This is a genomic window from Kribbella sp. NPDC003505, from assembly GCF_040610875.1.
Lineage (GTDB): Bacteria > Actinomycetota > Actinomycetes > Propionibacteriales > Kribbellaceae > Kribbella.
On the sequence record NZ_JBEXNA010000004.1, the window covers coordinates 201,273 to 224,377 of the forward strand.

General features: G+C 67.8%; 20 protein-coding genes and 6 pseudogenes. 8 read left to right on the plus strand and 18 right to left on the minus strand.

Translation table 11 applies throughout. From position 1 onward, the window contains the following. Positions 1–36 precede the first annotated feature (36 nt). Complete coding sequence (locus ABZX12_RS14645; RefSeq protein WP_355693262.1) at positions 37–306, plus strand: hypothetical protein; 270 nt, start codon at positions 37–39, stop codon at positions 304–306. 163 nt (positions 307–469) lie between these two features. Here ABZX12_RS14645 and ABZX12_RS14650 read toward each other — a convergent pair. Further along, positions 470–1,031: pseudogene (locus tag ABZX12_RS14650) on the minus strand (dihydrofolate reductase family protein). Between the two features lie 194 nt (positions 1,032–1,225). Between ABZX12_RS14650 and ABZX12_RS14655 the strand changes: the two are divergent. From ABZX12_RS14655 to ABZX12_RS14665, 3 genes and pseudogenes are all read left to right on the plus strand, one after another. Then, a pseudogene (locus ABZX12_RS14655) lies at positions 1,226–1,517 on the plus strand (hypothetical protein); the annotation flags it as partial. A 430-nt stretch (positions 1,518–1,947) separates the two neighbouring features. After that, on the plus strand, positions 1,948–2,145 hold the full coding sequence (locus ABZX12_RS14660; RefSeq protein WP_355693263.1) for a hypothetical protein: 198 nt from the start codon (positions 1,948–1,950) through the stop codon (positions 2,143–2,145). 409 nt (positions 2,146–2,554) lie between these two features. Further along, positions 2,555–3,666: pseudogene (locus tag ABZX12_RS14665) on the plus strand (IS630 family transposase). Positions 3,667–3,692: 26 nt separating this feature from the next. On the opposite strand, the pseudogene ABZX12_RS14670 reads toward ABZX12_RS14665, so the two are convergent. Next, positions 3,693–4,907 (minus strand): annotated as a pseudogene (locus ABZX12_RS14670) (IS701 family transposase); the annotation flags it as partial. 636 nt (positions 4,908–5,543) lie between these two features. On the opposite strand from ABZX12_RS14670, the pseudogene ABZX12_RS14675 reads away from it, so the two are divergent. The 4 genes and pseudogenes from ABZX12_RS14675 to ABZX12_RS14690 all read left to right on the plus strand — a co-directional run. Then, a pseudogene (locus ABZX12_RS14675) lies at positions 5,544–6,081 on the plus strand (transposase); the annotation flags it as partial. A gap of 3 nt (positions 6,082–6,084) precedes the next feature. Next, the gene (locus ABZX12_RS14680) at positions 6,085–6,795 is read left to right on the plus strand and encodes a transposase (RefSeq protein WP_355694288.1); all 711 of its coding nucleotides are present in this window, start codon (positions 6,085–6,087) and stop codon (positions 6,793–6,795) included. Next, positions 6,741–6,854, plus strand: a pseudogene (locus tag ABZX12_RS14685) (transposase); the annotation flags it as partial. The gene ABZX12_RS14680 and the pseudogene ABZX12_RS14685, both read left to right, overlap by 55 nt. 302 nt (positions 6,855–7,156) lie before the next feature. Beyond that, positions 7,157–7,813, plus strand: a complete 657-nt coding sequence (locus tag ABZX12_RS14690) for an integrase core domain-containing protein (RefSeq protein WP_355693264.1) — start codon at positions 7,157–7,159, stop codon at positions 7,811–7,813. A 353-nt stretch (positions 7,814–8,166) separates the two neighbouring features. Here the strand turns inward: ABZX12_RS14690 and ABZX12_RS14695 are convergent, their stop codons facing one another. The 16 genes from ABZX12_RS14695 to ABZX12_RS14770 form a co-directional block, all read right to left on the minus strand. Further along, a complete protein-coding gene (locus ABZX12_RS14695; protein ID WP_355693265.1) occupies positions 8,167–9,042 on the minus strand; it encodes a HEPN domain-containing protein in 876 nt (291 codons plus the stop codon). 13 nt (positions 9,043–9,055) lie between these two features. Then, complete coding sequence (locus ABZX12_RS14700; RefSeq protein WP_355693267.1) at positions 9,056–10,642, minus strand: ATP-binding protein; 1,587 nt, start codon at positions 10,640–10,642, stop codon at positions 9,056–9,058. Between the two features lie 90 nt (positions 10,643–10,732). Beyond that, the gene (locus ABZX12_RS14705; RefSeq protein ID WP_355693269.1) at positions 10,733–12,109 is read right to left on the minus strand and encodes a site-specific integrase; all 1,377 of its coding nucleotides are present in this window, start codon (positions 12,107–12,109) and stop codon (positions 10,733–10,735) included. Then, positions 12,109–12,306, minus strand: coding sequence for a helix-turn-helix domain-containing protein (locus tag ABZX12_RS14710; protein WP_355693270.1), 198 nt, complete (start codon positions 12,304–12,306; stop codon positions 12,109–12,111). Before ABZX12_RS14710 ends, ABZX12_RS14705 begins: the two co-directional genes overlap by 1 nt. A gap of 149 nt (positions 12,307–12,455) precedes the next feature. Continuing rightward, positions 12,456–13,469, minus strand: a complete 1,014-nt coding sequence (locus ABZX12_RS14715) for an AAA family ATPase (RefSeq protein ID WP_355693272.1) — start codon at positions 13,467–13,469, stop codon at positions 12,456–12,458. Beyond that, complete coding sequence (locus tag ABZX12_RS14720; protein ID WP_355693274.1) at positions 13,466–14,299, minus strand: DNA adenine methylase; 834 nt, start codon at positions 14,297–14,299, stop codon at positions 13,466–13,468. Before ABZX12_RS14720 ends, ABZX12_RS14715 begins: the two co-directional genes overlap by 4 nt. Further along, positions 14,296–15,900 carry a DNA cytosine methyltransferase gene (locus ABZX12_RS14725; protein WP_355693276.1) on the minus strand — a complete coding sequence of 535 codons (1,605 nt, stop codon included), beginning with the start codon at positions 15,898–15,900 and terminating at the stop codon, positions 14,296–14,298. The genes ABZX12_RS14720 and ABZX12_RS14725 overlap by 4 nt, the downstream gene beginning before the upstream one ends. Further along, positions 15,900–16,835, minus strand: coding sequence for a bifunctional DNA primase/polymerase (locus tag ABZX12_RS14730; RefSeq protein WP_355693278.1), 936 nt, complete (start codon positions 16,833–16,835; stop codon positions 15,900–15,902). Before ABZX12_RS14730 ends, ABZX12_RS14725 begins: the two co-directional genes overlap by 1 nt. Before the next feature lie 101 nt (positions 16,836–16,936). Beyond that, on the minus strand, positions 16,937–17,458 hold the full coding sequence (locus ABZX12_RS14735; protein WP_355693280.1) for a single-stranded DNA-binding protein: 522 nt from the start codon (positions 17,456–17,458) through the stop codon (positions 16,937–16,939). Beyond that, positions 17,455–17,691, minus strand: coding sequence for a hypothetical protein (locus tag ABZX12_RS14740; RefSeq protein ID WP_355693282.1), 237 nt, complete (start codon positions 17,689–17,691; stop codon positions 17,455–17,457). Before ABZX12_RS14740 ends, ABZX12_RS14735 begins: the two co-directional genes overlap by 4 nt. After that, on the minus strand, positions 17,688–17,855 hold the full coding sequence (locus tag ABZX12_RS14745) for a hypothetical protein (protein ID WP_355693284.1): 168 nt from the start codon (positions 17,853–17,855) through the stop codon (positions 17,688–17,690). Before ABZX12_RS14745 ends, ABZX12_RS14740 begins: the two co-directional genes overlap by 4 nt. A 27-nt stretch (positions 17,856–17,882) precedes the next feature. After that, a complete protein-coding gene (locus ABZX12_RS14750) occupies positions 17,883–18,155 on the minus strand; it encodes a hypothetical protein (RefSeq protein WP_355693286.1) in 273 nt (90 codons plus the stop codon). Next, a complete protein-coding gene (locus ABZX12_RS14755; protein ID WP_355693287.1) occupies positions 18,152–19,207 on the minus strand; it encodes a hypothetical protein in 1,056 nt (351 codons plus the stop codon). Before ABZX12_RS14755 ends, ABZX12_RS14750 begins: the two co-directional genes overlap by 4 nt. A 283-nt stretch (positions 19,208–19,490) precedes the next feature. After that, positions 19,491–21,842, minus strand: a complete 2,352-nt coding sequence (locus ABZX12_RS14760; RefSeq protein ID WP_355693288.1) for a cell division protein FtsK — start codon at positions 21,840–21,842, stop codon at positions 19,491–19,493. Continuing rightward, the gene (locus ABZX12_RS14765; RefSeq protein ID WP_355693290.1) at positions 21,842–22,858 is read right to left on the minus strand and encodes a hypothetical protein; all 1,017 of its coding nucleotides are present in this window, start codon (positions 22,856–22,858) and stop codon (positions 21,842–21,844) included. The genes ABZX12_RS14760 and ABZX12_RS14765 overlap by 1 nt, the downstream gene beginning before the upstream one ends. Next, complete coding sequence (locus ABZX12_RS14770; RefSeq protein WP_327639556.1) at positions 22,858–23,097, minus strand: hypothetical protein; 240 nt, start codon at positions 23,095–23,097, stop codon at positions 22,858–22,860. Before ABZX12_RS14770 ends, ABZX12_RS14765 begins: the two co-directional genes overlap by 1 nt. Between the last annotated feature and the right edge of the window lie 8 nt (positions 23,098–23,105).

The following is a 23,105-nucleotide window of genomic DNA, read 5'->3' on the forward strand; positions in this document are numbered from 1 at the left end:
GCCGGGTGTCCCGAACACACCACGTAAGGAGGAGTTATGCCCACGATCATCGTGACCCACGATGTCACCGACACCGACCACTGGCTCACATCACCGAAGCGTGAAGAGCTCCTGCCCACGTTGGGCGCCAGCAATCTCCGGACGTTCGTGAACCCTCAGGACCGGACCAAGGTCGGACTGGTCATGGACATCGCGGATCTCGACGTTCTCTTCACCGTGCTGGCCAACCCATCGGACGAGCTGGCCGAAGCAATGAAGTACGACACCGTCGTCCCCGAGACGATGGCGATCCTTGTAGCGTCCTGAGCCATCGCCATCACCTACGCGGCCAGGCACCCGCTCTTTCCAGAGTTCCGATCTGGCGCCCAGAGCGGAGTGGCTGGTCGCGGTACTCGGCGGCCACGACCTGAGATGTTGCCGGACACCGGCTTGCACGAACGAGTGGCCGCGTGCCGCGCTCGCCGTACGTTCAGCGCCTTGTCTCGTACCTGGTCATGATCACGCCGCCGGGGAACGTCTGCGTTTCCACCAGGTCGAGGTTCACCCAGCTGTCCAGTGCGGTGAAGAACGGCTCGCCGGCGCCGACCAGCACCGGGTGGGTGACGATCTCGTACTCGTCGACGAGCCTGGCCCGCATGGCCGCCGCGGCGAGCGTGGCGCCACCGACCCTCATCGGTCGCCGTCGCCGGCTCTCAGCCGGGTGATCTCGGCGACCGCGTCGCCGGTGAACAGGCGGGTGTTCCAGTCGGCCTTGTCGATCGTCGAGGAGAACACCACCTTCGGCGTGTCCCGCCAGTTCCGCGCGAACGCGATCTGCGCCGGGGTGGCACCGGGCTGCTGGTCGCCGGTCGGCCGGTGGGAACTCATCGTCTCCCGCAGCTTGCGCCCGTACAGGAACAGCCCGATCGCCAACTCACGGTCGAGCCACCACTGAACAATTCGTCGCCCGGCGCACCCCACCCGATATCGTCGCCGGGCGCGGCGATGTAGCCGTCCAGCGACAGGTTCATGCCGTAGATCAGTTTCCGCATCGAGCCATGCCCTCCTGTCAGTCGGACGCCTCGCTCCGGCCGCCCGTCACCCTTGCAACGAACGCGTCACTCCGGATCCGACAGGCCATCGGCACAATTCTCACGAAACAGCTGGGCGCAACGGCAGGTCATGTGACGCTCCGGGTGCGGATGGCGGAGGGTGTGGTGGAGGGTGTGGTGTTGTGGTTCAGGACATAGGAAAGGGGTGTCTCAGGACATTCGCCTGCCCCGACCTGACCACATTCACACGCTTGGACGAGCTGGTCTTGAAGTCACCGGGCAGCGGCTCGAACCAGATCGTGCCGTGCTGGCCTGCCGGGACGTCGAGCCCGACGGTCTCTGGATGGGTGGTGCCGCCGTTGCGGATGCGAGGGCGTTCCCCGCGACACCGTGGTCCGGCGGCTGGCGCACGAGCCGCTCGGTTGGCGTCCCACCACGTTGCTGGTGACGATCCGCCGCTACCGGTGCGGCGGATGCGGGCTTGTATGAACCAGGTTGGTCCAAGTCGGACTGAGAGGCCAGCCGCGCCAGGCGGCAGCCAGCGCGCTGGTCCACGGCCACACCCGGCGCTGGTGCCCGGGCTGACCCCCTCGACCCACAAGACCTGCGACGCGCAGGCGCCTCTCCAGCATCGCCGGTCCTGCCGGCATCGGCAACTACCTTCTTAGCCTGGTTCACCTGGGCGGCTGCGAACGATGCCTGGTACAAGAGTCACAGGGTGACGGAGTCAGGATCCGCATTGGTGGCCCCGAGTGAGCACGAGCCTGACCCAACTCCTTCGGCTCTGCGACATGCCCGACGGCTAGGCGCGCATGCAGCTCAGTGCCGCGGCGGGCGGACAGCTGACATGCCGAACTACGGCTCGTAGAATCGCCTGCAGACCAGTTCGAGACCGCCATGAGAGAGCGAATACGCGATGACTTCAGACGACCTCACCGATGAGGAACTAACCAGACTAGTGAGGCTTGCCAATACAGCGGCAATCAACGCCGATGAGGCTGCGCGGAAAGGCAGTTCAGACGCTGAAATTAGTGTGCTAAGGGCGCAGGCCGCCATTGCCGAACAGTATGTTCGCGAGAAGATGGAACGCGGGAAGGGAGCGGGCAAAGAATGAGGAAGGGAAACGGCACGGGTCAGATGCGCTAAGCGCTCCAGTTGGGAGCTTCTCTGGAGTGCCACCGCAGGCCTTACCCGCCATACACGAAAGGCTGCGCCAATCGTCCGCAACCTCAGATCGTTGGCGAATGCGAGTAGGTCGCCGCTTGGTTCGCTTCAGTGACCCCCCGTCAAACAGCGCTCTCCACCAGCGCATCGAACAACTCGGCCTTCACGGGCGCGGACGGAGCCCTTCAGTGAACGGAGCCCACAAAGCAGCGCCCGGCTCGCCTCGTGAGTATGAGGCGAGCCGGTCGGGGCTTGGAATGTCAGGCGCTCAGCGCGACTTCAATCCGCTTCCGCGCGACCTCCTCTTGACCATCTAGTGTCCTGAGTCGGTAGTTCGTTGGTAGTTGTAGGGTGTGGCGGTGCCGAGCCCGGAGGTTGATCCGGTGGTGTTGTCCGACGAGGAGCGGTCGGTGCTGGCCGGGTGGGCGCGGCGCCGGAAAACGTCGCAGGCGTTGGCGTTGCGGGCCCGGATTGTGTTGCGGTGTGCGGACGGCGGCACGATCGGCGAGGTCGCCCACGATGCAGGTGTGTCGCGGAACATGGTGTCGGAGTGGCGTTCGCGGTTTCTAGCCAGCCGGTTGGACGGGTTGTCGGACGAGCCGCGGCCGGGCCGGCCCCGGAAGATCACCGACGATCAGATCGAGCAGGTGATCGTCCAGACGCTGGAGGAGACACCGGGCAAGGACACGCACTGGTCGACGCGGTCGATGGCTGCTCGCACCGGCATGTCGCAGGGCGCGGTGTCGCGGATCTGGCGGGCGTTCGGGCTGAAGCCGCATGCGATCGAGACTTGGAAGCTGCCGACGGATCCGTTGTTCGTGGACATCCGCGATGTCGTCGGGCTGTACATGAGCCCTCCGGAGAACGCGCTGGTGCTGGCAGTGGACGAGAAGTCCCAGATGCAGGCGATCGACCGGACCGCGCCGATCCCGCCGGTGATGCCGACCACGCCGGCGCGGATGACCCACGACTATGTCCGGCACGGCACGACCAGCCTGTTCGCCGCCTTCGACCTGTCCAGCGGTTCGGTGATCGCCCAGCACTACCGCCGCCCGGCAACACCTGGGAACCAGGAGTTCCTGCGCTTCCTGAAACTGATCGATGCAGCCGTCCCCAAAGACCTCGATCTGCACATGGTGCTGGACAACTACGCGACCCACAAGACCCCCAAGGTGAAGGAGTGGCTGATCCGCCATCCGCGATTCCACCTGCACTTCACCCCGACCAGCAGCTCGTGGCTCAACCTGGTGGAACGCTGGTTCGCCGAACTCACCAACCGCAAACTCCGCCGCTCCGCCCACCGCACGTCACCGAACTCGAAGCCGACGTACGGGCCTGGATCAACAAATGGAACGAAGACCCCAAACCCTTCGTCTGGACCAAGACCGCCGACCAGATCCTCAACACCCTCGCCGCCTACTGCACTCGAATTACCGACTCAGGACACTGGTACTCCAGCCGTAGTTCGTGATCAGGCGAGTTGGGCCGCCTGACGGCGTAGTGGCAGTCGCGGGCGCGGGCTTGGTGGCGGCGTCGCCATCGGGACCAGCGCAGCAGGTGCTGGATGTCGTGTTGGGTGTGGTTGACGAGTTTGGTGAACAGGTGGCGGATCTCGTGGCGGTCAGCGCGATCAGCCCCTGTGGTGAAGGGGTTTCGGCTCGTGCGCCGGCAGTCATCACGGCGAGGAATGCGTGAGCGGGCATGGCGAGGATGGTCCAGCGGTGCCAGGAGGTCCAGCGGCGGACCTGGTGCTCGTCGAGGCCGGTGAGTCCCTTGCCTGCCTGGAAAGACTCCTCGATCGTCCACCTGCGTCCAGCCACTGCGACCAGTGCCGCCAGCGGCACCGGAGTGGGTGTGTAGCAGCGGTAGAACGCCAGTTCGCCGGTGCTGATCGAGCGACGCACGAGCAACCTTGATCGCCTCGGTCGCCCTCGGTCTCGGGGATGTCGATCAGGGCCCAGTCGTACCAGCGGTGGCCCTTTGCTCCGCGGCCGGCGCTGAGCCGGTTCCAGGCCCGCGCAGGCAGCCGTCGCGCCAGAGTCTGGGCCGTGTGCTTGCCGGCTCCGGTGGTGATCTGGTGATCGCAGGCCACCGCCAGCACATAACCGATCGCTCGTTCCTGCAAAGCGATCCGCAGCTTGGATTCTGCCCCGTAGACCTCGTCGCCGGTCACCCACGCCGCCGGGACACCCGCATCCAGCGCGCGAGCAATCATCTCCCGCGCAAGCGCGGGTTTCGTGGCGAACTTCGTGTCGCCAGGAACCCCTGCAGCAGCGCACCTGTCAGCATCCGTGGTCCACGACTTCGGCAGATACAGCGCCCGATCGATGAACGCATGCCCGCCGGTCGCCGGATAGACCAGGTAGGCCCGACCTGCGCGTTCTCGATCCGGCCTGCAGACCCGGTGTACTGGCGCTGCACCCCGACCGTATGGGCGCCCTTGTTCAGATCGCCGGTCTCGTCCACCACCAGCACCGCCCCCAGATCGGCGAGATGATCCACCACGTAGCCGCGCAGGTCATCACGCACCGCATCAGCGTCCCAGACCGCACGAGACAACAGGTTCTGCATACCGTCCGGACTCGTCTCGCCGGCATGCTCGGCGATCGTCCAGCTGTTGGTTCGGGGCAACCCGGCCGGCAACCCCCGCAGAAACAGCCCGACCCGCCGCCGGGGTTCAACCCGCCCGAACCGCACCCCGATCCGCCCCACCAGCTCGTCGAAACCACGCCGCCAACGATCACGGTCTACGCTATGGCACGCAGCCACCGCGCGACCGTCTTGAGTCCACACAACCCGAGATCATCAACCGGTGGCTGCGCTACGTCCGGGACCGCCACACCACCTGATCACGAACTACGGCTGGAGTACTAGTAGGCTCTGCGCTCGCACGTTACAGATAGTGAACCAAGGAGATGGTGTGGCAGAACGGAAGTCACCAGACCAGGCAGCTCAGGACTTGGCGAAAGAGTTGAACGGGCCCGTCAACAAGGCCGGCCAACGGGTCGACAACAGGGGGCAGAGGATCTATCCCAACTCCGCCGATCCAAGGCCAGACCGGCCCCAGACGACGTTCCACAGGAGAGACCCCGCTTTCTTTCTCACCTGATCTACGGACCATCCGACAGTCACTGCAGATCGTCTGGCCGTAGGGCAGCAGGCGAGCTGAGCACGGTGCGAAAGGCCCGTGGTTCTTCGTGAACCGCGGCCTTCCGCTTGGTCAGGTCGCGAATCCCTGGCTCGCCATCGCGACGATGACCGCGCTAGCGGTCGCTAGCGTCCTGCGCCAGTAGTGAATGAACCACCCCGGGTTTGCTGCACACCTCCTTCGTTGGGAAGGTGGCATTTATGCCGAGGAAGTACGAGGAGCAGATCCGGCCAAGGCGGTCCGGTTGGTGACCGAGCACCGCGGCGACTATGCCAGTGACTGGGAGGCGATCAGCAGGGTCGCGGGTCCGGCTGGGCATGACGCCGGAGACGCTGCGCCGGTGGGTTCGTCAGGCCGCGGTGGACGCCGGTGAGGTCGATGGGCTGACGCCGGCGCAGACGCGGGAGATGCGGGAGTTGAAGCGGAAGAACGCCGAACTGGAGCAGACGATCGAGATCCTGAAGGCGGCGACGAGTTTCTTCGTGCGCGACAGCGACCCGGGCGGTGATCTGCCGGTTCATCGCCGAGCACAGGGCTCGGTTCGGGGTCGCTTCGATCTGCCGGGTGCTGAGTGCGCACGGCTGCCAGATCGCCTCGAGAACCTACTACGCCTAGGCCAAGCGGGCGCCGTCGAAACGCGCTCTGTGGGAGCTAGCGGTGATCGAGGTGCTGGCCGGGTACTACCAACCCGGCGAGCACGGCCGGCGCAAGCCGGAGTCGCTGTATGGGTCGCTGAAGGGGATGGATCTGCATCGGCGCCGTTCGGTGCTGGTGCGGACGACGGCCGCGGGTGAGGTGCTGGAGCGGGTCCGGATCGTCAGCGACGTGGATCGTTTGGCGGCGGTGATTGCTCGGGCCGGGGACAGCCCAGAGGTGGTGCTGGAGGCCACCTACGGCTGGTATTGGGCAGTGGACGCGCTGCGGGCCCAGGGCGCGAGGGTGCATCTGGCGCATCCGTTGGGCGCGAAGGCGTCTGAGTACCGGCGGGTGAAGAACGACGAGCGTGATGCCGCCGATCTGGCCGACCTGCTGCGGATGGGGCGGCTGCCCGAGGCGTGGATCGCGCCGCCGGCCACGCGCGAGTTGCGGGAGTTGGTCCGGCACCGCGCGAAGCTGGTCGGGCTGCGCAGCCATTGCAAGGCCGAGGTGCATGCGGTGCTGGCCAAGTGCGGGGTGACGGTGTCGATGAGCGACCTGTTCGGTGTCGACGGCACCGCGCTGCTGGACCGGCTGCGGGACTCCTCGCAACTGCCGGCGCTGCTCGAGTTCGAGATCGACCACGCCGCCGGCATGGTGCGGGGCCGGTTGGCCACGACACCCCGACACCCCGACACCCTCTGCACCCCGGCTATGCCGCGGTGCAGGCCATTCCCGGGATCGGGCCGACCCTGGCCGCGGTGCTGGTCGCCGAGATCGGCGACATCGACCGATTCGACCGGCCCGAGCAGCTGACCTGCTGGGCGGGACTGACACCAACCCACCATGAGTCCGACGCCCACGTGCATCGCGGCCGGATCACCAAGCAAGGCTCCCGACTGGTCCGCTGGGCCGTGGTCGAGTCGGTACAGATCCTGCCCGCCACCACCCGGGTCGGGCAGTTCCGCGACCGGGTCGCGGTCCGCCACGGCCACAACATCGCCGTTGCCGCGGCCGCCCGCCGCCAACTCGAGTACGTCTTCGGGCGGCACCTGCAGCACCACCACGAGACCACGCTGTCGCGGGCGACGATCCACCGGATCCTGACCCGCGCCGGCTCCGTCGTACCAGAGCCGGCCAAGCGGCCCAGGTCGTCGTACTGCGGTTTGCCGCCAAGTTGCCCAAGGAGTGCTGGCAGTCCGACTTCACCCACTACCGGCCGGCCTCCACGCCCACCGACAACGGGATGGTCTACACGACGAGATTGTCCGGCGGGAGAGGCGGCCGCAACGGCCTTGAGACCGAGCTCCGCCGCCAGAACATCATCCAGAAGGACTCCCACCCGAACCACCCCACCACCTGCGGCAAGGTGGAGCGGTTCCAGCAGACGATGAAGAAGTGGCTGCGCGCCCAGCCGGTCCAGCCGGCCACAGTCGCTGAGCTGCAGGCGCTGCTCGACGTCTTCGTCGACGAGTACAACCAGCGCCGCCCGCACCGGTCGCTGCCGCACCGAGCCACTCCCGCGGCCGCCTACACCGCCCGGTCGAAAGCCGGCCCCAGCACCGACCGCACCGGCGAGATCCACCACCGGGTCCGCACCGACCGGATCGACCACACCGGCGTCGTCACGCTCAGGGTCAACGGCCGACTCCACCACCTCGGCATCGGACGAACCCACGCCCGAACCCACGTCTTGATCCTCGTCCACGACCTCCAGATCCGCGTCGTCGACGCCGCCACCGGTGAACTCCTCCGCGAACTGGTCCTCGACCCAGACCGCGACTACCAGCCCACCGGCAGACCACCCGGACCCATCCCCAAAACAAGCAGGTGAACCCACGAATCGTGGGTTCACCTGTCCGGTATGTCTTGAGACATCACAAGGCGGAGGGTGTGGCGGAGGGTGTGGGATTCGAACCCACGATGACGGTCACCCGCCATACCGGTTTTCAAGGCCAAGGCGTCCGACCGTCCCGATTACGGCCCTGACCTGCGCAAACGCAAGGTGGCGCAGCTGCTGCAACTCACACGTCTGCACGTATTTTGCACAGTCGGCAGAAACACGCTCTCGAACCTGAGCGCCGGCGATGGGCCCGTCCCCTGGCCGCTCGATCGTCCGCCAACTGGCCCGGGTCCGGGCTCACGGAACTTACTCAGGACCGGCCGACCCCGCAGCTACCGCACACCTCAACTCGCTGGACGCACATCGCCGTCGCGCCGACGATCGTCTGCCCGCCGTCCGGGGCGGATCTCAGACTTGTCGAGATCATCAATCTCCGGGAGAGGCTCGCCGACCCGCTCCGCGGCGTGATCGATCATCTCCCGGAGCACATCGACGAGCTTGCCAACCTCGCCGCTGGCAGGTTGCCGCTTGTCCTCACCGTAGCGAGCCGAAGGGCGCAACTCGGCCAGTCGTACGAGGGTTTCGTGGAAGCGAACCGGCGCATTGCCTAGATGCGTATGCACGTTCAGCCAGTGCTTCCGCTTGCCGTGAGGCGAACGCACACCGCTGGCTGGCGCCTCGTCGGTCAGATACATCATCGCGGTGACGACCAACTCGGCGCAGGCGTGCGCAGCTTCGACTGCTGGCCGCTCGTGCCCGGCGGCGCAAGCATCCTGCGCGACCTCGAGGTACTCACGGGCGAGATGCAGAAGCCGCCGACCTCGACCCCGATTTCGACGGAAGTCGAACGCGAGCATGCCTTGTCCGTTCGGGAGCACAGCGTAGGCGACCCAGCCCGCCTCCTCGTCAATCCTGAGCGGTCTCAGGTCCGACACGTTGCCGATGTCCTCCGCGTAGAGCGGATCACCGCGATTGATCGGTCCGGTCGCCTCGGCAGTGAAGACTAGGTCGGCCTCCTCGTTCAGCAGGATCTCGACGGGCTGGTCGGTTCTCATGATCGCGAGCGCTTTGCGCAGTGGCCCAGTTACCTCAAGACCACCACGGCGCTCGATCTCTGGATCCCAGAAGAGGTCGAACATGCTCTGGAAGGTGTTCTGGGCGAAGTCGGACGCTTCCGCGGTCTCCCCGGACCGATCCGGTGTCGGATTCGGTTCGCTCATCTGGTCATCCCCCTTATCCGCCCTGCCGATTTGCCTCTCTTACCCGCCAATCGCGGATGAAAGAGCTCACCGTCTCGTCAGAGATATCCCACAGGCCCCAGCGACCCGGAAGGACGGTCTGTGCGACCTCCGCAACTCCAGCCATGGCCCGGCCCAGCGTGTCATCGCCGACGCCTGAGAGAAGCGCTTCCCGCATCTCGGCGTCCTTCAGTAGCCGCGCCCAGTACGGGATTGAACGCCGCGAGTAGTAGTTACCGAAAGACGGATAGAACTGGTGTACGTCGAACTTTGCGGGATCAAGCCCCGTCATCACCACAAGCGCCGCGAGGGCATCGAACGCACAGAGCGCGTCGAGAATCGGGTCGGTCGGCGGGATGCTGGCGCCAGGCTCAGGGTCGTAACCACTGTCGTCCGCGACGTATGGACGCAGGGCGGGCAACCGGTGAGCGACGCGCCGGGCGAGCGGAATGAGCCCACCTTGCTCCTGATGGCCGGCGGCCGTGGTCGGGAACACATTGCTCCGAGCCGCCTCCGTAAGGCCGTGGCGCAGCCATGACGAGTACCAAGTATCAGGTGCAGGTTGGGCGGCCAGGGCCCGGACGACCGTCCACTTCTTCAGCACGACCGCGAGGGCACCGAGCGCCTCAACACGTGCCAAGATGTCGACCCAGAAAATTGCACGCGGTAGAGGGTTCTCCTCGCCAGCGCCGACTTCAGGCGGATTCTGGTAGATCGCAGTAAGACACTCGATCACCTCACCCGTGAGCTCTTCCCGACCAAGGGTCAGTGCCACCGCCCCGAGCGATATCGTTCTGTCCAGCATTGTGTCGAACTTGTCCTGGTCACCACGGGCCGCAGCCGCCTGAGCTTCGCCGGGCATCCGAATCAGGAACAGCTGGATAGGGACGATGTCGTTGCGGCGGATGAACTCGACGACTGCCCCATCGAAGGATGCCTGATCGAGTTGCCAGACGAGCGATTGAGCTGGACCACCGGCAATCGCCTGGCCCTGAGCACCTTGCTGGATCGCGGCGACCATCGCGGCAAACTCCATCCGGTGCGCCTCACGAAGCCGCGCATCGCGGGGACTGAACAGGCCCTCGACATCGGCCTCAGTCCACCTCTCGCTTGACGTTCCCCGCCTGACGAAAACGTCACCCGGGCGCAGGACAACCTTCTGCCCGCCCCCGGGCTTGGTGTACTCGCCCACGCTCTTCACCACGGTGAATCCGAGCGGGTGCCTCGGTACGTACACGAGTACGAGACGGTGTCCATCCAGCTCGTGAAGGGCAGAGATAACGTCCGTCGGCCGCAAAAACTTCTCCAGCTTCTGACGCAGGTTCGCCTCGTCGAACTTCGTAGCGAGAGAGCCCGACAAGGTGCCGGTCGGCCGGCCCTGGTCGTCCGCTCCGATCACGAGGTAGCCGCCGCACGAGCGGAAGGCCGCGACGTCCTTGGCGAACTCGACCAATTCGGCGTGTTCGTCGAGATCAACCGTCTGCTTGAAGTCGAGGCTCCGCAGCTCGCAACCAACAGCGAGCAACGAAGCCAGCTTCTCGGCCGTCACTACAGGCTCAACGATGAGGGCGTCATCTGTCACGAAGGTAGGCTAACTCGGTGGTATTCGCCCAGGTGAGCGATTTCTGGTTCGTGCAGCCGAGCTGCTCGCGGTGGCCGGTCGAGGTGTCTGCTAGTCACCCCGCAGCTTCGCCTCGATCCGGTCCATGGCCAGGTCTTCTTCACCGTCCAGACACTTGGCGTAAACCCGCATCAGGACTTCCAGCGAATGCCCGGCCCAGTCGGCGACGCGCTGCGGATCAACTCCGCTTGCCAGCCAGGTTGAGACCGCCGCATGCCGGAGGTCGTACGGTCGCGTAGCGAGCAGTGAGGTGCCAGCCATCTCGGCTCCGAATGCCTTGATCCGGGCCGCCTTCCACATCGCCTGATAGGTCTTGCCCGGCAGGGTTCCACCACGCTGTCCCCAGAACAGCAATCCTTCCTTGTTGGTGCCGAACTCAGTCAGGTGGTTGTGCAGGATCTCCGTCAGTTCGGGCGGGCATGGTGCCCACCGGCCAGCGGTCGCTTCGCGGTGTTTCAGGCCCCGCTGGTCACGATCCTCCCCGCTGTCGGTCCAAGCACTGCCCGCGAACGGATTCGATCCAGTGAGGTACAGCTTTCCTCGCCCCTCGTCCGGCAGGTACAGGTTCGCCTTGGTCAGGTCCACCGCCTCACCAGGTCGCAGTGCGGCGTAGTACATGCAGGCGAAGAAGGCCACCATCCGCGGCCCGCTGCCCGGCAGCTTGCCAACTGCCTCCAGCAATACCTTGGCCTGGTGGGGATTCGGCACCGACGCCGGGTCCACAACGTCGGTGTTGTGGACCTTCGGCCGTGCCCATTTGATAGTGGTGATTGGGTTCGCCATGAGGTGCTTCCGCTCGACGGCGAACTCACACAGGTTCCACAGCACGGCCCGCCGGCGGGCCGTGTAGGTAACCGACGCGGGCTTGCCGTCAAGCTTGCTCCCGACTGCATCGAGGACCGCACGGATGGCGTCGGGTTTGCCAAGGTCAGCAAGGGGTTTACTGCTTGCACTGGCCCACTTCAACAGTACTCGTACGTCGTCCGGCGCCGACTCGCGTCGCGCGCTGTTGAATGCCCACTTGTGCAGCGCGTTCCTCAAAGCCTTGGCCTCCGAGCCCGCCTTACGTCCCTTCAGCATGATTGGGGTCACAGTGACCAGGGCATCCGCGATGCTACGTCGAGTGTTGGCCGCCGCCCGCGGCCATTTCATGTCCACGTACTCGCAAGCGAAGTCGTAGAACGTCACCTTGGCGGCGGCAGCACGGCCCTCCGAGATAGGACGCCCGGTGTCGATGTAGAACGCTTCGCCCCGCCCAACCGCGCTGACGAGCTTGGAGCGCTCATTGTTGGCCAGAGTCCTGTTCGTGCGAGTCAGGCTGAAACCCTCCTTAGCGACCCGCCACCGAACGGTGTAACTCTTCTTGCCCTTGGCAAGCTTGTTGACCTGAAGCTCGTTGGAAATCCGTACGTCGAAGGTGGTTTCCATCAGGCTGCCTCCTCCAGAGTGTCGAGCCAGCGTTCGAGCTCATCGCGACGGATACGGATCTCACCGTTAGGGAGCTTGATGCATTTCGGCGCGACTCCCTTGGTTCGCCACTCGTAGAAGGTGGATCTGGATACGCCGAGTTCAGCACATACTTCGGGGATCGTCAGGCGGGCACGGGTGGTGATCGGCGTTGCCATCTGGGGATTCTCCTTGGGAGGCGACGAAAGAAGGGTTCGATCAGGGAGGGGGACAGTGGGGACAGTGAATGTGGGGGACTGTCCCCCTAGTTCGGCGCTAAAACCGCAGGTCAGAACGTCGAGGGGGACAGGGGGACAGCGGGGACAGTTCATGGCAGACCACCTGTCCCCGGTTCCGGCGGCGCGGTGTACCCGCCGTTGCCGACGCGGATCAGGTGGCCGGCTTCGGCCATCCGAGAGCAGGTTCGCTTGGTGTTGTCGTGGGCGATCCCGGTGGCGTCGGCGATCTCTTTCGGGGTGGCGCCTTGGTGGCCCCGGACGTAGCGCAGGATGACTGCTCGGGTGTCGTGCAGGGTGTGATCGAGGGCGGGTCCGTCGAGCAGTGACCAGGTGCCGGTGGGCTGGTCGAACTTCAGCGCCCGTTCGGCTTCTTCCACGTCGCGGCCGGTGGTCTTGAGTACGGCGTCGGCCTCGTGCCGCGACCGGGAGAGGACGTGAATGGTGTCGGCAGCTCCGGCGATTCCGTTGGTGCCGGACAGTTCCTCCAGGAAGTCATCGGCGGCCATCTTGCGGGTGTGGTGCACGAGCACGACGGCGATGCCGTACTCGTCGGCGATGGCCTTGGCGATCCCGGCGGCGCGGTAGTCGTCGCTGTAGGCGTTCGATCCGGCGGCCTGGCCACGGACCTTGGCGAACACGTCGATGACGACCATGCGGGCGTCGGGGTGGGTGTCGAGCCAGGCGCGGATCATGTCCGCTCCCCCACCGGGCAGGTTGGGGCAGGCGGTGGGCAGGTACAGCCCGGCCGGGGCAGTCGCTCCGTCAAGCACCTTGAGGATGCGGCCTTGCAGGCGGCGCGGGTTGTCCTCCAGCGCCAGGTAAAGCACCGGGCCGGCTGCGCAGTCGATCGCGTGCAGCGCCCGGTACCCGCCCGCCACCGCGATCGCCCAGCCGAGCGCGAGCCACGACTTGCCGACCTTCGGCGCCCCCGCGAGCACCGAGAGTCCTTCCGGCACCAGACCGGTGATGGCCCAGTTCGGTTCGGGAAAGTCGTGGTGCACGAGCCGGTCGGCGGTCCAGGCGTCGGCGAACGGGTGCAGCGGTCGCACATTGTCGCCGAACGGGTCGCCGTAAGTACCGGGATCGAGCGGGTTGGCGGTCACGCCGATTCCTCCCAGAGGGTCGGTTGGACACCGAGCGGCCGGTTGGACCACAGGGCCTCGGTGCGCGTGCCGTGGCGGTTGGCTTGGCCGGTGAACGCGGCCAGGTTGAGGCGGTGCCAGCCGTCGTACAAAGCGTCGTAGAGGTCGCTCGGGTAGCCCGACAGGACGACCGCGGCCCGGCACCCGCGCAACGCCTCGGCAAGGTCGCGGTGCTCGTCCTCGCTGCTCATCTCGACGGCGTACTGCCGCGATGACCGGGTGGGGCCGAGGTAGGGCGGGTCGGCGTAGATGCACACGCCGGGGTGGCGCCCGTAGTCGGCGATCACGTCGAGCGCAGGCCGCGATTCCAGGCTGACCTTGCGCAGCCGATCCAGCGCCGGCGTCATCCGTTCGACGTACGCAGCCAGGTAGTCCGGCATCGAAACCGGCGACCGCCCTGCCGGATTCTGGAAGTGCCGCCAGCCGGTCCGGCGCCGGGTGCCGCCGCGGCCTTGGGTGAGTTGCACCCACACCCGGCGGGCGATTTCCAGATCGTCCAGGTCGTCGGCGAGGTCGTAGGCGGCCAGGTGCTCGGCGCGGCTGTGCGGGGTCAGGTAGCAGGCCCGGGCGAGTTCCTCGCCGCGGTCGCGCAGTACGCGCCAGAACGTCATCAGGGCGCCGTCGAGGTCGTTCACGGTCTCGAACCGCACCGGCGGTTTCGCCAGCAGCACGGCCAGCGATCCGGCGAACGGCTCGACATAGTGCGAGTGGGCGGGCAGCAGGTCCACCAGCTGCGCGGCCTTGGTTGTCTTGCCGCCGTAGTAGGCGAACGGCGGCGGTGTGGTGGTCACGCGGCCACCGCCTGCGGGTTGTTGAGGTCGCCGGTGTCGTAACCGAGTGCTTCGGCGGTGGCGGCGATCAGGTCGCGGGCTGCGGGTGGCGTGACGGCGTTGCCGAGCTGGCGGACGCGTTCGCGTTTGTTGCCGAGCACGACGTAGCCGGGTGTGAATGCCATGCCGGCGGCGATCTCGTGCGGCTCCAGCATCCGGAACAGGCAGTCCTCGACGGCCGGGGTGGCGTACTCGAGCAGCGACTGATGCCCGGCGGTGGTTAGCGTGCGCAGCGCCTCACCGACCGGGGTGGACATCTCGGCGCCGTCACCGGTGCTGGTGTTGTTTCGCATCACGAGGGCGTAGCGGTCGCGGGTGGTGAAGGTGCCGTGCGGGTCGTCGGTGCTGCGGACACTGACGGCGGTGGCAGAGCCGTCGTAGGGCATCAGCAGCCCGTGGTGGTTGCCAGCGGCGGCGAACGTGTCGAACACCTGCCCGGTGGTCTTGGCGGTGTTGTTGGCGCGCAGCGGGATCACCATCGGGGTCACCAGTGCTTCGGACTCGGTCGCGGTCCGGGTCCGCATCACCTCGGTAACGGGGGAGCCGGTGTCGTTCCAGGTGCCGCCGGCGGGCACCAGCAGCGCGTTTTCGTTGCGGGTCGTCTGGGTGCGCAGCACGGCGGTGACAGGTATGGCCTGCTTGCCGTCGCGGCCTTCCATCGGCACCACCATCGGGACGGTGGACGACGCGAGCATCCGCGCCTGCCGATCGAGCGCGGCGGCGATCCGGGCCAGGGTCTTGGCCGCGAGCGGGCGGGTCTTGTCGCCGATCCGCTCACCGGGCAGGGTCCAGTCGATCGCGGACGCGGCAGGCAGCCAGCCCGGCTCCACGACCTGGTTGCGGCAGGCCACGTTCGGGCAGCGCCACACGTACTGCGCGCGGTAGCGACCCCACGCCTTGTCGGGCCTCTTCCAGGCCTGCATCGCCCGCACCAGCTGGTCGCAGCCGGCGCAGTAGGCCATCGGCCGGGTCCACCGGTTCAGGTCCGGGCAGCGGGTCTTCTTGTGGTGCGCGACGACATACATGCGGTCCCTGGACTGCGGGGCGGGCAGCCCGCCGGCCTGGGCGTGCATCGAGTTCAGGTAGACGATGTGCAGGCAGTAGCCGAGCGCGTCGAACCCGGCCCGCCACGACGGCCACAGCACCCACTTGGCCGCATCCACGACGTTCTCCACGATCACCACCGGGTAGCGGTGGTGCTCGGTGAACCGCAGCACGTCCCACATCGTCGCCCGCGACCGTTCGGCGGCCTCGTCGGGCAGGGTCTCGCCGAACAGGTCCGGGGTGGCGTCGATGTTGCGTTTGCGGCCCTTGGCCTGGGAGTGATTGGTGCACTCCGGGGAGAACCAGGCGCCATCGGTGCGCGGGTAGCGGCGCGGATCGACCTGGGACAGGTCAGCGCATTCGTGGTCGGTGTTGGGGTGGTTGGTGTTGTGCGTCTCGACGGCCAGCCGCCAGTGGTTCGCGGCCATCCGCACGGTCACGCCGGGGACCTGGATCGCGCCGGTGCTCGATCCCCCGGCCCCGCAGAACAGGTCGGTCCAACTCATCGCGAAACTCATCAGGCGGCTACCTTCCGGGGTCGCTTCGCGCCGGCGCGCAGGCCGGACGTGATCGTCTTGTGGGCTTGGGCTTCGGAGTGCGGCTCGGGGCAGGTCGCGGCCAGCCGGTGTTCGGCGTCGAGCAGCGCGGTGAACACCTCGGCTTCGGTCAGCGCTCCCCCGGCGACCAGGCGGCCCAGGTTCTGCGCGGCCATGAACAGCGCGTTGTTGTGCTCGCCTGCATCGGCCGTGACGACGTGGCGGCACTCGCCGGCGACCGCGGTGTCCAGGTAGGCCGATCGGCGCCCGGTGTGCAGCTGCACAGCCTGCACCGGCGCGGGCGCCACGACAGGGGCGGTGAGACGTTCGGCCAGCCAGCCCGGCAGTGGCGCCGGGGATACGTCGTGGACCAGGGTGTAACGGTTGCCCGCAACAACCGACCCGGCGGCCACGACGTACCCGCCGGCGGCGCGGGTATCGACCAGCCAGCCCAGGCCCCGGCCCCGAGTGCCGCCGGTGTTGCGCAGCTGCACACCGTTCGGCAGATCGGCCGGGGCGGTGAGGTACAGATGAAAGCCGCCGCGCCCGGTCTGGACGGTGTAGGTGTCGGACGGGAACGGCTGCCCGACCTCGGCGCACAGGTCGGCGAAGACGTCGCAGCCATCGGTGATCCAGGGCCGCCGCCACGCCTCCGGGGCGGTCTGGCCGGGCTTGGGCTGGTCCAGGTCGATCACGACCAGGCCGGCGGGTCCGCAGGCGATCGCGACGCCGTGGCGGGCGTGGCCGGGCCAGTTCCACCACCGGCTCAGCCGGGTCTCGTCGGTGGTCGCGGCGGTCTCCCACGCCTCGATCGCGGGCACCTTCGCGCCCGGCGCGAGGGGGAACACCGGCCAGCCGCGCCGGGCCGCGTCGAGCGCCACCGACAGGTTCGGCAGGTTCGGCAGGTTCTGGGACACGTTGCCTCCAATTCGGGTTGGGTACCGGGTCGCGGGTGGTCTCCGGTGGCCGGGCCGGTTCAGATGCGGCGCGGCCCGGCCACCGGGCTTCAGGGATGGGGTCAGAACGGCGGTTCGCCGCTGTCCTGTCGGGTCCACGGGTCGCCGCCGGCCGCCCCGTCCCCACCGCCGACAGCGGCGCCTGCGGTGGCGGGCTGGCGGTTGGCGTTGGTCCACGGGTCGTCGGGGTTGCCGCTGGTCTTCGCGGCGCCGCTGGTGCGGCTGGTCTTGGTGACCTTGGCGGTGGCGAACGTCAGCGACGGGCCGATCTCGTCAACCTCCAGGTCGATCGAGGACCGCTTGTCGCCGTCGGGGGTCTCCCAGTTCGACTGGCGCAACCGGCCGGTCGCGATCACTCGCTGGCCGCGCTGGAGGGATTCGGCGACGTTCTCGGCGACCTGCCGCCAGGCGGTGGCCCGCAGGAACAGCGTGTCTCCGTCCACGTACTCGCCCGCGGCCTTGTCGAAGCGGCGCGGGGTCGAGGCGATCGAGAACCGGGCCAGCGCGGCGCCTGACGGGGTGAAGCGCAGTTCGGGGTCGTCGGTCAGGTTGCCGACGATGGTGATGGTGGTTTCGTTGCTCATGACAATCGGTGCCTTTCGGTGGTTGTGGTGCGGTGGGGTTGGCGGTTGTTATCGGCCATCCACTGGCCGATGGCGGTGGCCGCGAAGTAGTCCCGGCCTCCGATCCGTGCGACCGGCGCCGGGAAGTCGGTCGCGGCTCGGAGTTGCCAGGCGCGGGGGCGGGTGACTCCGAGCAAGTTGGCGATCTCGTGCATTCCCAGCAGATCGACGGCGGACTGGTGGGTGGTGGTCATCGGTGCCACCAGCGCAGGCGGCCGGCGGCCTTCTCGAACCGGGCCCGGGCCTTGACCGCGTCACGGGTCTCGTTGTTGTCGGAGTAGCGGTTCAGGTCGGCCAGCGCCTCGTCGTACTCCTCGCGCCGGGTGAGTTTCCTCCTGCGGTTGGTGGTTTTCGCCACGGTCGTTGGTCCTCTCGGTCGAGTGGGTCAGATGGCGTTGCGTTTGGCGCGTTCGGCGTGGTTCCACAGACGGCGACCGATGCGCAGCCGGCGGCCGGTGCCTTTGCAGCGGGGGCAGTCGCGCCAGGCCTTGCGGTTGGGGGCGTGGAGCCTGCCGAGTCCCTTGCAGCGCCCGCAGGCGCGGAAGGGCCAGATGCGGCAGGTGAGCAGGTACAGGCCGGTGATCCCGGCCCCGATCGCGAGCAGCAGCACGGTGCCCCCGGCGGTGATCAGCGCGACTAGCGACACGGTGGGGATCACCGCAGGTCCCGGGTCGCGGCATCGCCGGTGAGGCGCTGCTCACGACGCCGGGCGCTCGCCAGCCGAACGGCGGCGTAGGCGAACCTTCGCGGGTCCGTGGCGTAGATCTGTGCGCGCTGGAACCGGGCGCGGTTGACCGCGCCGGCGACCCAGCACATCCCGAACGCCCCACCGCCGACGCTGTGCCCGGTCACCGGATCGTCGGCGTCCACTCCGGCTGCGCGAGCGTCGGGCCCGAGAACGCGGTCGGCGTGGTCTTGGTTGCGCAACCGCAGCGCGATCCGGGTCGGCATGGCGTCGATCAGGTCGGTTGGCAGGCACGGCAGGTAGGGCGACTTGATGCCGAGCACGAGGCTGACCCCGACCGCCTCGCCCCGGATCGCGACCCGGGTCAGCGCGTCGGTGAAGGCTTGGCCGTTGTCCTCGCTGAGCACCCACCGGATCGCGTCACCGATTACCACCACGTGCCGCGCGAGTCCGCCCAGGTCAGCGTCGATCCCGGCGCCTGCGACCTTGCTGGTCCAGGCCGTGGACAGCAGCCGGTGCAGCTGCGGGATGGACTCGACGGGCGCCACGTCCAGGCCGGCGGCGGCGATGTCGGCGTTGAGCTTGGCCAGCACCTTGCCGCGGCGGTCGATCTCCACCGCGAGACTGGTCAGGTCATCGATCGTGACCGGTACCGTCGCACCACCGTTGCCTACGGTGCTGATGTAGCGGTGCGCCAGGGAGCGCAGCGCGGTCAGGTCACCGAGCGATTCGGGCTCGTAGACGTGGACACGGGTGGCCGGGAACCGGGCGTGATGCAGCGCGATCGTACGTACGGCGGTGGTGACCAGGGTGCGCGGATCCCCTGCGATCAGCACGTGCCGATCGCGCGAGACGCTGACCGGCTGCCCGGCCTCGTCCACGCCGATCGGCGCATCGTCAGCTGGTGTCTGCCGTGTCCGCAGTCGGGGGGCCGGGCACCACGACTGGAACCCGCCCGGCGATTGCGGAGAGTCACCGTCGAGGTGGTCGCGGAGGGTCTTGAGGGTGGTGGTGAGAGTGCGCATGAGCGGGCTCCTGTGGCGTTCTCCGGGCTGTCCAGGTGTCGGGTTAGCACTAGCGGTGGTTCGGGGGGTCAAGGGCGCTCCTGGGGCTGTTTCTGGCTGTTTTTGGCATGGGGTGACCGGCCCGTTAGACCTGGTGTCTTCGCAGGTCACGGGTCACTTAGAGTTGCTAGCGGTGGTGCTAGGTCTAGCGGGGCCAGGTGCTAGAAACTCTGGAAATCTGCTGGCCCCGCTAGGACCGTGCGGCGACTAGCCGCCGGATACAGTTGTGAGGGTTTCGGTCGGGTCAGGCGCTCTCCTCCCCGCTCATCTGATCGTCACTGTCAGTGATTCGCTTGGTCGTCTTCTTGGCCTGGGCGGCGGCGCGGCGGGCCCTGTCGAGGTCGGCGCGGGTGAAGCCGCGCCGGTTCGCGCCCTTGCCCGCGTTGTCGGTCAGCCAGACCTGTCCGGTGGTGACGCCGTGCGGCTTGAGCGCGTTGGACAGCCCGGTGGCGTCCCAGCCCCGGTACACGTCGGGTCGCAGGTCCTCGAGCCGATCGCAGACCGTCTCGGACCAGACCTTGTCCTCGCCGGGCTGCAGGACGGCGGCGATGTCGTCCAGCAGCGAGTACCGCGGTCCCGCCTGCACGTCGGGGGTTTCGCCGGCGGCCTGCCCGGACAGCGTCCCGGCCTTGTCGCGCAGCTGGTGGGCGCGCTTGCCGATCGCCTCGGCGGCGGGACCGTCGATGTAGTAGGAGCGCACGGTCTGGTGGGAGTCGGCGTGACCGAGCAGGATGCCGATGCCCTTGTCCTTGGCCTTGAACTCGGTCGCCCGGATGCCGGCCTTGTAGGTGGAGGTCCCGAGCACCATGTCGTTGGCGGTCTGGTCCATCACCCGCAGGCAGAACCGGATGCCCATGTTCGATGAGATCGCGGTTGGCAGGGACTTGCTGTCGGGCTTCTGGGTGGCCAGGACCAAGATGATGCCCAGGGCGGGACCGCGCTTGATGATCTTCTCGCACAGCTCGGCTGCTTCGGCGCCGAACTCGTCGGACTTGAACAGCTCCTGGCACTCATCGACCATGAGCAGGATCGGGAACAGTCCCAGCGACTTGTTGGCCGCCAGTTCCGGGGTGACCTTGTTCTCCGGGCACTTGTCCTTGGGGAGGGACTTGATCACCTTCGCGCGGCGGGACAACTCGACGTTGGCGATCTCGCGCAGTCCCGCCATCGCGGCTTCCAGGTCCTCGGTCTCGGCGGGACCCGAGTGGTACCGGTGGCAGGAGTCCTCGATCGCGGCCAGGTCGCCGGTGCCCTTCAACTCGTACACGTACAGGCGCACCAGCGGGTCCAGTGCCGCGGCCAGGGCGATCACCCGCAGCGCGAACGTCTTGCCGTAGCGCGGCATCGCACCGATCAGCATGTTCGCGAACATCAACAGCAGGCTCACGGTGCGGCCGCGCTGGTCGGTCGCGAACGCGAACGGCTCGAACAGGTCGGCCTTGCCCTTGCGGGCCAGCGGCCAGCTGGCGGCCGGGGACTGGGCCATGTCCTTGTCGCCCACCCAGAGCACCAGGCGGCCCTCGTGCTGGTTCGGGTCCGGCTCGGGCCACACACAGCCCAGCGGCCGGCGCAACGCGGACGCGAGCGCGGAACGCTTCTCCATGATGTCGTTCGCGGTCACGCCGTGCGGAAGGTCGATGTCGGCACGCCAGCCGGGACCCTCGCGGGTGATCGGCGCCGGGAACGTGATCCCGCGACCGGACTTGACCGCGTTGTTCAGCAGCGAGTTGTTCAGCGAACCGAGCGCCCGGATGATCATGTCGGAGGTGAGTTCCGGGACCTTGCCGGTGACCACGGCGCGACCGAACAACGGCTTGTCCTCGGTCCCGCCCCGGACCCCCAGCCAGGACGCGGCGCCCACACCGAGCAGGACCGCGACCGGGACCGGGACTGCGAACACGACCAGCGCCAGTCCCGCCAGGACCGGGACCGCCACGAGCGCCGACAGCCCCAAGCGCGCCCGCTGCCGTTCCGCCGTCGCACGAGCCAGCTTCATGTGCTCGATCGCGTCGGCCTTGCGGATCGCCTCCCGCCGCAGCGGATAGGTCTCGGCGTCGCTCACCCAGCGGGTGTAGTCGCGCAGCACCCGGGCGCCGCCGCGCGGCACCCGCACCGCGACCCGGCCCGCGTACAGCGGCGTCCGCACCGCGTGGAACTTCGCCTTGTGCTTGGCCATGTCGCCCACCCAGGCGATCGCGGCCTTACGGGTCGCGGTGTCGCTGACCCACAACGGGATCGGCGCCCGACGCTCGTCCGTGCGATCCCACGGGAACAACCCCGGGACCGACCCCGGCACCGGGTCCACCCGCACCGGTACCGCCTCGGTGTCGTCGTCCTCGTCGGGGTCCACGTCGTAGTCAGCCGGCGCCGCCGACTCCGCAGCCGGAACCGGCCGCACGATCACGTCCTGCACCCGCGGGCGGCTCTCGTCGGTCTCGCCGGCCAGGTTGTCGGCCTCGTCGTCGGCGTTGGTGGCGCGGTGCAGCGGAACCACCTCACCCATACCAATCTGCTCGGTGTGGTCGCCGTGGTCGTTGTTGTCGTCGGGCCGCTGGTTGCGGTCCTGGTCGTCGTTCTTGCGGCCGATGAAGCGCATCAGGCGGCCTCTCCTTCGATCTCGTCCGTGCTGCGGGTGTTGGTGATCGCGGCCGGTGTGATGTCGGTCGCCACCGCCTGGTCAGGAGTCGTGGTGTCTGCGGTTTCGGTCTTCCAGTCGCGCGCCCAGCGGCGGCCCAGCGACGGGTCAACCTCGGCGACACGGGCCAGCTCGCCGCCGGTGGGTTCGCGACCCGCAGCGGTCTCGGCGTCCCAGTGCGCCCGGGCCTTGTCCTTGCCCGTCGTCTTGCCCGTGGTCTTGCCGCCGCGCTTGCCTGCCGGGCGGGCCGTGGCCTTGCGGGCAGGCCGCTTCCGAGCCGGGGCGGTCAGGGTCGTGTCGGCCGGTTCGGGCGCCTGGTCGGCGGACGGCTGGCCGGACTCGAGTACGGGCGCCAGGTCCGGCTCGGCAGGTCCGGTGAGGGGTGTCGCGGTGGGGTTCGCTTCGGCGGCGGTGCGCTCGGCGCGCAGCACGGCTTCGGTGAGCCGGTCGCGCAGCACCGGGGCGGTTTCGGCCGCGCAGAACACCAGCAGCGGCGGCACCGAGTGCAGCACGATCCCGGCCACGTCGAGCGTGGTGAACGAGTGCCAGGTGTTCATCGCGTACGTCGCGGCGAACGCGAACAGCTTCGTCCGCGACAGCCAGCCGGTGGCGTCGCTGACCTGGTAGCGAGCGGTGATCTGCTCGGCGCGCAGCACCGCGATCAGCACCAGCGACACCATCGGGTCCAGCAACCATGCCGCGATCCACGGCAGCGACCCGGTGGCCGCGCCGGCGGCGGCGAACGCCTGCACGTTGACCATCGTGAACGCGAGTCCGAGCACGATCCCGACCCACATCAACACGTCCACCTGAGTGCGGATCGACTCCACCCGCAGCGCGATCACGTCTGGGTGCGTGGACAGCGCCCGCACCTGCGACGCCTCGGCAGCCTGCGTGCGCAGCTTGGCGACACCGGTCGCCTTCTCACTCTTGGAGTTGCTAGGGGCAACCAGTCCTGTGCTGGTCGTGGTGGTCATCAGGCAGCGTCCTTGAAGTCGGTGCGGTCACAGGTCTGGTTGGCGCCGTCGCGGGCCGGGAGGATCGCCATCACCGGCACCGGGGCGCAGGACTCGCAGATCGCGAACACCACGCCGGCCACGTCCATCCGCCGCCGGGTTCGCCGCAACGCGCACGCCTCGCACAGGCGGTCGGTGCCCTCGGCAACCCGCAGCACCAGGTCGCGCGGTGCGGTGGTGTTGTAGCGCTTGCGGTTCATCGGGGTTC

Coding starts and splice junctions, on each gene's coding strand:
- ABZX12_RS14645 (WP_355693262.1), top strand. CDS start 37: ATGCCCACGATCATCGTGACCCACGATGTCACCGACACCGACCACTGG.
- ABZX12_RS14660 (WP_355693263.1), top strand. CDS start 1,948: ATGACTTCAGACGACCTCACCGATGAGGAACTAACCAGACTAGTGAGG.
- ABZX12_RS14680 (WP_355694288.1), top strand. CDS start 6,085: ATGGATCTGCATCGGCGCCGTTCGGTGCTGGTGCGGACGACGGCCGCG.
- ABZX12_RS14695 (WP_355693265.1), bottom strand. CDS start 9,042: ATGAGCGAACCGAATCCGACACCGGATCGGTCCGGGGAGACCGCGGAA.
- ABZX12_RS14705 (WP_355693269.1), bottom strand. CDS start 12,109: ATGGAAACCACCTTCGACGTACGGATTTCCAACGAGCTTCAGGTCAAC.
- ABZX12_RS14710 (WP_355693270.1), bottom strand. CDS start 12,306: ATGGCAACGCCGATCACCACCCGTGCCCGCCTGACGATCCCCGAAGTA.
- ABZX12_RS14725 (WP_355693276.1), bottom strand. CDS start 15,900: ATGAGTTTCGCGATGAGTTGGACCGACCTGTTCTGCGGGGCCGGGGGA.
- ABZX12_RS14735 (WP_355693280.1), bottom strand. CDS start 17,458: ATGAGCAACGAAACCACCATCACCATCGTCGGCAACCTGACCGACGAC.
- ABZX12_RS14740 (WP_355693282.1), bottom strand. CDS start 17,691: ATGACCACCACCCACCAGTCCGCCGTCGATCTGCTGGGAATGCACGAG.
- ABZX12_RS14755 (WP_355693287.1), bottom strand. CDS start 19,207: ATGCGCACTCTCACCACCACCCTCAAGACCCTCCGCGACCACCTCGAC.
- ABZX12_RS14760 (WP_355693288.1), bottom strand. CDS start 21,842: ATGCGCTTCATCGGCCGCAAGAACGACGACCAGGACCGCAACCAGCGG.
- ABZX12_RS14765 (WP_355693290.1), bottom strand. CDS start 22,858: ATGACCACCACGACCAGCACAGGACTGGTTGCCCCTAGCAACTCCAAG.
- ABZX12_RS14770 (WP_327639556.1), bottom strand. CDS start 23,097: ATGAACCGCAAGCGCTACAACACCACCGCACCGCGCGACCTGGTGCTG.